Annotated in this window: 6 protein-coding genes and 1 other RNA gene; 3 read left to right on the forward strand and 4 right to left on the reverse strand. The window is 65.6% G+C overall.

Annotated elements, in window-relative coordinates; translation table 11 throughout:
• The 4 genes from AC4FAH_RS01805 to AC4FAH_RS01820 all read right to left on the reverse strand — a co-directional run.
• Positions 1 to 252, reverse strand: a 252-nt coding sequence (locus tag AC4FAH_RS01805) for an FAD-dependent oxidoreductase (protein WP_490245584.1), incomplete at its 3' end; no start/stop codon positions are given.
• Between the two features lie 204 nt (positions 253 to 456).
• Positions 457 to 1,719 (reverse strand): 2-octaprenyl-6-methoxyphenyl hydroxylase, encoded by a 1,263-nt coding sequence (gene ubiH, locus AC4FAH_RS01810; protein ID WP_288988079.1) that lies wholly within the window; start codon positions 1,717 to 1,719, stop codon positions 457 to 459.
• A gap of 4 nt (positions 1,720 to 1,723) precedes the next feature.
• Positions 1,724 to 3,067, reverse strand: a complete 1,344-nt coding sequence (gene pepP, locus AC4FAH_RS01815; RefSeq protein ID WP_279836574.1) for a Xaa-Pro aminopeptidase — start codon at positions 3,065 to 3,067, stop codon at positions 1,724 to 1,726.
• Between the two features lie 134 nt (positions 3,068 to 3,201).
• The gene (locus AC4FAH_RS01820; protein WP_064503223.1) at positions 3,202 to 3,843 is read right to left on the reverse strand and encodes a UPF0149 family protein; all 642 of its coding nucleotides are present in this window, start codon (positions 3,841 to 3,843) and stop codon (positions 3,202 to 3,204) included.
• Between the two features lie 260 nt (positions 3,844 to 4,103).
• Here AC4FAH_RS01820 and AC4FAH_RS01825 point away from each other — a divergent pair, with 260 nt between their 5' ends.
• The 3 genes from AC4FAH_RS01825 (at position 4,104) to AC4FAH_RS01835 (ending at position 5,476) form a co-directional block, all read left to right on the forward strand.
• A complete protein-coding gene (locus tag AC4FAH_RS01825) occupies positions 4,104 to 4,481 on the forward strand; it encodes a cell division protein ZapA (protein ID WP_064503224.1) in 378 nt (125 codons plus the stop codon).
• 73 nt (positions 4,482 to 4,554) lie between these two features.
• A non-coding RNA gene (gene ssrS, locus AC4FAH_RS01830) (6S RNA) lies at positions 4,555 to 4,737 on the forward strand.
• Between the two features lie 22 nt (positions 4,738 to 4,759).
• The gene (locus AC4FAH_RS01835; RefSeq protein WP_153635009.1) at positions 4,760 to 5,476 is read left to right on the forward strand and encodes a 5-formyltetrahydrofolate cyclo-ligase; all 717 of its coding nucleotides are present in this window, start codon (positions 4,760 to 4,762) and stop codon (positions 5,474 to 5,476) included.
• The last annotated feature ends 111 nt before the right edge of the window (positions 5,477 to 5,587 follow it).

Here is a 5,587-nt window from a genome sequence, read left to right on the forward strand (position 1 = left end):
GCGACTGGCGGCGATCGTCGGCCACACACCCAGACCGCTCAACAGCTGCTGAGAGACCGGCGTCAATGCACTCACCCGTGGCTCGGGGGCACTATCTGGCTGCCAGCGGGTCGCGGACTCACGCCCCTCGACCAGCATGACCCGCAGTCCCGCCTGCCCCAGCAGCAGCGCCAGGGTGGCACCGACGATACCGGCACCGACGATGGCGACATCGGCGTCATGTGCGCTACCTGCTGATCGACCGTCCTTCATGCCTGCTCCCTGTCTCGAAGTTCTGTCTCGTAGTTCTGTCTCGTAGTTCTGTCTCGTAGCCTGATCTCGAAGACCAATCTCGTGCCCTGATCTCGAAGCCCCGTCGCGTGGCTCGACACCAAGGCGCTGTCAGTGACGCCCTGTCAGTGACGCCCTGCCTGCGAGGCTCTGCCCACGAGCCAAGTCAGCGAGCACCCACCAACCTCAGCGTTCAATGCCCATCGAGCGTCTGGCCAACAGGCGCTTGAGCGGCGAGACCAGATTGAGCCCGATCAGGCCCGCTGCCCGTGCATGCCCCAGCCAGCGACTCTCGACCCCGAACAGGCGGATCAGGCCATCGCTGAACAGCACCACATTGTCGCGATCCGCGCCGCGCCGTTCCTCGAAGTCACTCAGCACACTGGTGGCCCCCGGCGACTCGCCACGCGTCAGGCCCGCCTCGATGGCCGCGACCAGGTCGGTCACGCCGCGCAGCGCCAGATTGAAGCCCTGCCCTGCCACCGGGTGCAGGGCGTGGGCGGCATTGCCGAGCACCGCAAGGCCGGGACGCGTGCCCTCGCTGGCACGCACCAACGACAGCGGATAGGCGTGGCGTTGCCCGACGCGGCGAAAGCGTCCGGCGCGTTCACCGAAGGCGCGCTGCAGCGCCTGCAGGAAGTCGCTGTCGGGCAGCGCCATCAGGCTTCCCGTGTCCGCGGGCGAGCGTGTCCACACCAGCTCCATGCGCTTGCCGGCCAGCGGCAGCAGCGCCATCGGGCCTTCGCTGGTGAAGCGCTCGTAGGCGACTCCCTGGTGAGGCTGGCTCATCTCCACCGTGGCGATCAAGGCATGCTGCTCATAGTCCTGCGCCGCACTGTGGATGCCGAGGCGCTCCTTGAGTCCGGAGCGACCGCCATCCGCCAGCACGGTCAGCTCAGCCTCGATCAGACGACCATCCTCGAGCGTGAGGCGATGGCCTTGCGCCGTGACGGCGATTTCTGCCACGCGCGCCGGGCAATACCAGGCCAGCGGCAGCTCGGCCAGCTGGCGATGTAGTACCTGGCCCATCCAGGCATTGGGAATCACGTGGCCGAGCGCGGCTACCTCGAGTTCGGAGGCCCGCATGCGGGTCGCGCCCAGGTGGCCGCGCTCACTGACATGGATGGTGCGAATCGGCGTGGCGTGCTCGCACATCGCCTCCCAGACCCCGAAGGCGGTGAACCGCTGGCGTGAGCCCGCCGCGATGGCGCTGGCACGTGCATCGAAACTGGGCTGGAAGCGCTGGGCGTCTGCCGTCGCCGCGGGCAGCTCATTGGCCTCGATCACGGCGACACGCAACGCTGCGGCCTCACGGCCCTTCTCGTCGGCCACACGCGCCATCAGCGGCGCCAGCGCACAGGCCAGGCTGGCGCCCACCAGGCCGCCGCCGATGATAACGATGTCGAAGTGTTCGGCATCACGCCCGCTCATGGCTTCAGGCTCACTCATGGCGTCAGGCCTCCGCGCGCATCAGCGCCTCGATGGCCTCGACGGACTTGGGCACGCCATGACTCAACACCTCGTGGCCCGCGGCAGTCACCGCGACGTCGTCCTCGATGCGAATGCCGATGCCGCGATATTCGACAGGAATGTCGCCGTCCTGCGGAATGTAGAGGCCCGGCTCGATGGTCAGCACCATGCCCGGCACCAGCGGACGTGGCTCACCCGCTTCGCGATAGCTGCCCACGTCGTGCACATCCAGCCCCAGCCAATGCGAGGTGGAGTGCAGATAGAAGCGACGGTAGGCATCGCTGCTGATCAATTCCTCGACCTCGCCCTGCAACAGGCCCAGCTCGACCAGCCCCGTGGTCAGGTCATGCACCACCTGTTGGTGAATGCCCACCAACGTTGCACCCGGTACCACGGCGGCCACCGCACGCTCCTGCGCCTTGAGCACGATCTCGTACAGACGGCGCTGCGGCTCACTGAAGCGGCCATTGACCGGGAAGGTACGCGTGATGTCGCCGGCATACAGGGCGTACTCGGCGCCGGCATCGATCAGCACCAGCTGACCATCCTCCAGCGGCGCGCGATTCTCGATGTAGTGCAGCACACAGGCATTCACACCCGCCCCGACGATGCTGGTGTAGGCCGGAGCCGGCGCCCCCTGCCACTGGAATTCATGCTCGATCTCGGCCTGCAGATGATACTCGTGCAGGCCGGGACGGCTGATCTGCATCGCACGCACATGCGCGCGCGCGGAAATCTCGGCGGCGTGGCGCATCAGTGCCAGCTCACGCTCATCCTTGATCAGGCGCTGCTCATGCAGCAGCGGCGCGAGATCCTCGAAGGCGGCCGGCGGCCGTGCTCCGCGACGCACCGCGGCGGCCAGCTCATCGCGCAGCGCTTGAGCCAGCGCCAGGGCTTCGTCATCCTCGAACAGCACATAGAGACGCTCGCGGCCATCCAGCAGGCTGGCCATCACCTCATCACGGGCCTCATTGGTGAAGGCCTGATCGAAGCCTGCCGTGGCGACGGCACCCTCGGCGCCGATGCGGATGCCGGTCCAGGCTTCGGCCAGCGGGTCCTTCTCCTGACAGAACAGCACGCTCTCCCCTTCGGCGCGCCCGGGCAGCAACAGCAAGGCGGCCTCGGGTTCCGGCCAGCCGGTCAGATAGTGGAAGTCGCTGTTCTGACGGAAGCTGTATTCACTGTCGCGGTTGCGCTGGGCCAGGCCCGACGAGACCACCAATGCGGCAGCCCCCTGCGGCAGCTGCGCGATCAGGCGCTGGCGGCGTGCACGAAAATCCTCTGCCGTCAGGGCAGCAGGTGCGGGCAGGATGGCTGGGGCAGTCATGGCAATCTCCGTCGAGAACCCGCCGGGCATGGCGCGTTCGAGTGACAAACAGGCGTGATGCTGTAGATGGGGTCACCCGCCCTCTTGTACCAGCCTTGCATCAGACGCGGCGCAAGCGGTGGGTGACCATCGTTTCAGTGGGTATCGGTACGCGAGCTGACGCCGAGGCTACCCTCGAGACCGCCTTCCGGCAGCTGGTCATCGCTGGGCTTCTCGACGTCCGGGTTGCCCGGGTGCTGCTCGGTGTAAAGCAGCAAGGCCGCCATGCGCACATGGTCAGCCAGCGCGAACAGGTCGGCCTCGTCCTCGGCGTTGTCGTCGTCGAGGTCTTCGGCATTGGCGAGGCCGCTCGAGATGGCTTCGACATCGCTCAGCGCATCCTTGAGCGCCTGACTCCAGCCACTACGGACATCGTCATCGGCACCGGCCAGCTCTTCCTGGAAGCCCAGCGTCCATTCGCGCAGGCTCTGACCACGTTCGGCCAGCGAGAACATGTCATCCGGCAGCAGCGGCTCGAAGCTCATCTCGCTGGCGGCCAGACGCTCCTGATTGCGCGTGCGCCAGGTGAGGAAGACTTCACCGGCCTCACGCGTGGCCGGTTGCTCGACCCCCAGCGAGGCGCAGACGCGCGCCAGCCAATCCTCGGCACTGATGTCATCCAGCGCCAGTGCGGCTACCAGCTGACCATCGAGGAAGGAGGGATTGTTGAGGCTGCCGTGAGCCAGGAAGTGGTCTGCGACGAGCGAGAAGTCGAAGGTATCGTTGATGATCGCCATGATGCGGCCCCATTGAGTCAGTGAGAAGTGGTTCTGTAGCGGGAGAATGGCATCTGAAGGATGTGCTGCAGCACAAGGCAGCCGCGCCGCGCGGCGCGTTGACCCTCCAGAAGCGGCTCTCTATAGTGGCTCGAGAATGCCCCCATCTTACCGCACTGGCCCTCCTTCTGGCTTGCCGTCCTGACTGCGACGGTGACGCACTGACAGCAGGACGTCGGCATCAATCTGGATGACGCCGGACAAGGCCCGAGAGGATCTACATGAGCGATTCCGCCACCCCACGCAATACCACCGAGATCAGCCTGCTCGGCCGCAGCTATACCGTCAGCTGTCAGCCCGGCGAGGAAGATGGCCTGACCCGTGCGGCGGCTTATCTGGATCTCGCCATGCAAGGCATCCAGCAGCGCGGCAACACCATCAGCGCCGACAAGGTCGCCCTGATGGCAGCGCTCAATATCTCGCATGAGTTGATCAACAGCCGTGACAGCGAACGCGCCCTACAGCGCGACTTCGAGACTCGCCTCACCGCGCTGGACCGTCAACTGGATGCCGCGCTCAGTCAGCTGCCAGCCGACTATGCCGATCAGGCGAAGGCGCGCGCTGCTGAGCGTAAAAACGCTTCAGAATCAAACAACTGATACATTCAGGCAACAGATTGTTCCCGACAGGATTAGCCCTTGGGCAGGCAGGCGGGGTTTGGTAGACTGAATGAGTTCTCTGGGGTGTACGACAGTTGCCGATGTCCCTCGAGCTTATAAGCTATTCCCAGGGAGTCCACTGCGCAGTGCTGTGTGCATGTCCGTGCGTCGGAACGCCTGATGCGCTGCGCGGGACTACCCACCTTGAACCGCTGGGTTCAAGGGCCCCCGGTAACACCGGCACCTTGGAGAACCCTGTCTGACGGAGATTGTCAGGCATGCACAAGCCCCCCGCGGCCTATGCCGCATCCGCGAGCCCACGCTCGCCACTCCCTTCTGCAGCACTCGATACCACGCTCTGGGCACTGCCCAGCGAGCTCGATCACCCTCAGGCCGACCGCCGTGCGCTTCGCCGTCTGCTGCGCCAACGCCGCCGTCAGCTACCACCTGCCATTCGTCTGCAAGCCGAAGATGCACTCCTGCGTCAGCTGAAACGGCTGCCAGAACTGTTGCGCGCCCGCCACGTCGCCCTGTATCTGCCCTACGATGGCGAGATCGATGCCACGCGTCTGTGCGATTGGCTGCAGCGACGGGGAGCGAAGGTCTATCTGCCGGTACTGCGTCCGTTCGCGGCCAATTCGCTATGGTTCGTGCGCTACGACGATCAGACACCCCTGGTCAGCAACCGCTTCGGCATCGCCGAACCGGACACCCGTCATGGGGCTTCCAGGGCGCGGCGCCTGCCTGCCTGGGCGCTGGATGTCGTCTTGATGCCACTGGTCGGCTTCGATGGGCGCGGGGCTCGCATCGGCATGGGCGGTGGCTTCTACGATCGCAGCTTCGCCTTTACGCGCCGTCCCGGCCCACGGCCACTGTTGATCGGCCTCGCCCACCACTGTCAGAAAGTCCCCGCCCTGCCGGTACAGTCCTGGGATGTCCCGCTGGACGCCATCATCAGTGATCGCGAAGTCGTGCGTCCTGCCCGTGCCGAATGAGGCGCCGGGCTTTACGACGAGATCGATGGCACGACCATGAGACGACCGCGAGACGCCGGAGCACGAGGGTGAAAGCAGGCAGAAAGGGGCTATCTGTGAGGAGGCGAAGCA

Source organism: Cobetia sp., assembly GCF_983723665.1.

Bases quoted from the DNA above. Each gene is read 5' to 3' on its own strand.
- ubiH (WP_288988079.1), bottom strand. From the start codon at position 1,719: ATGAGTGAGCCTGAAGCCATGAGCGGGCGTGATGCCGAACACTTCGAC.
- pepP (WP_279836574.1), bottom strand. From the start codon at position 3,067: ATGACTGCCCCAGCCATCCTGCCCGCACCTGCTGCCCTGACGGCAGAG.
- AC4FAH_RS01820 (WP_064503223.1), bottom strand. From the start codon at position 3,843: ATGGCGATCATCAACGATACCTTCGACTTCTCGCTCGTCGCAGACCAC.
- AC4FAH_RS01825 (WP_064503224.1), top strand. From the start codon at position 4,104: ATGAGCGATTCCGCCACCCCACGCAATACCACCGAGATCAGCCTGCTC.
- AC4FAH_RS01835 (WP_153635009.1), top strand. From the start codon at position 4,760: ATGCACAAGCCCCCCGCGGCCTATGCCGCATCCGCGAGCCCACGCTCG.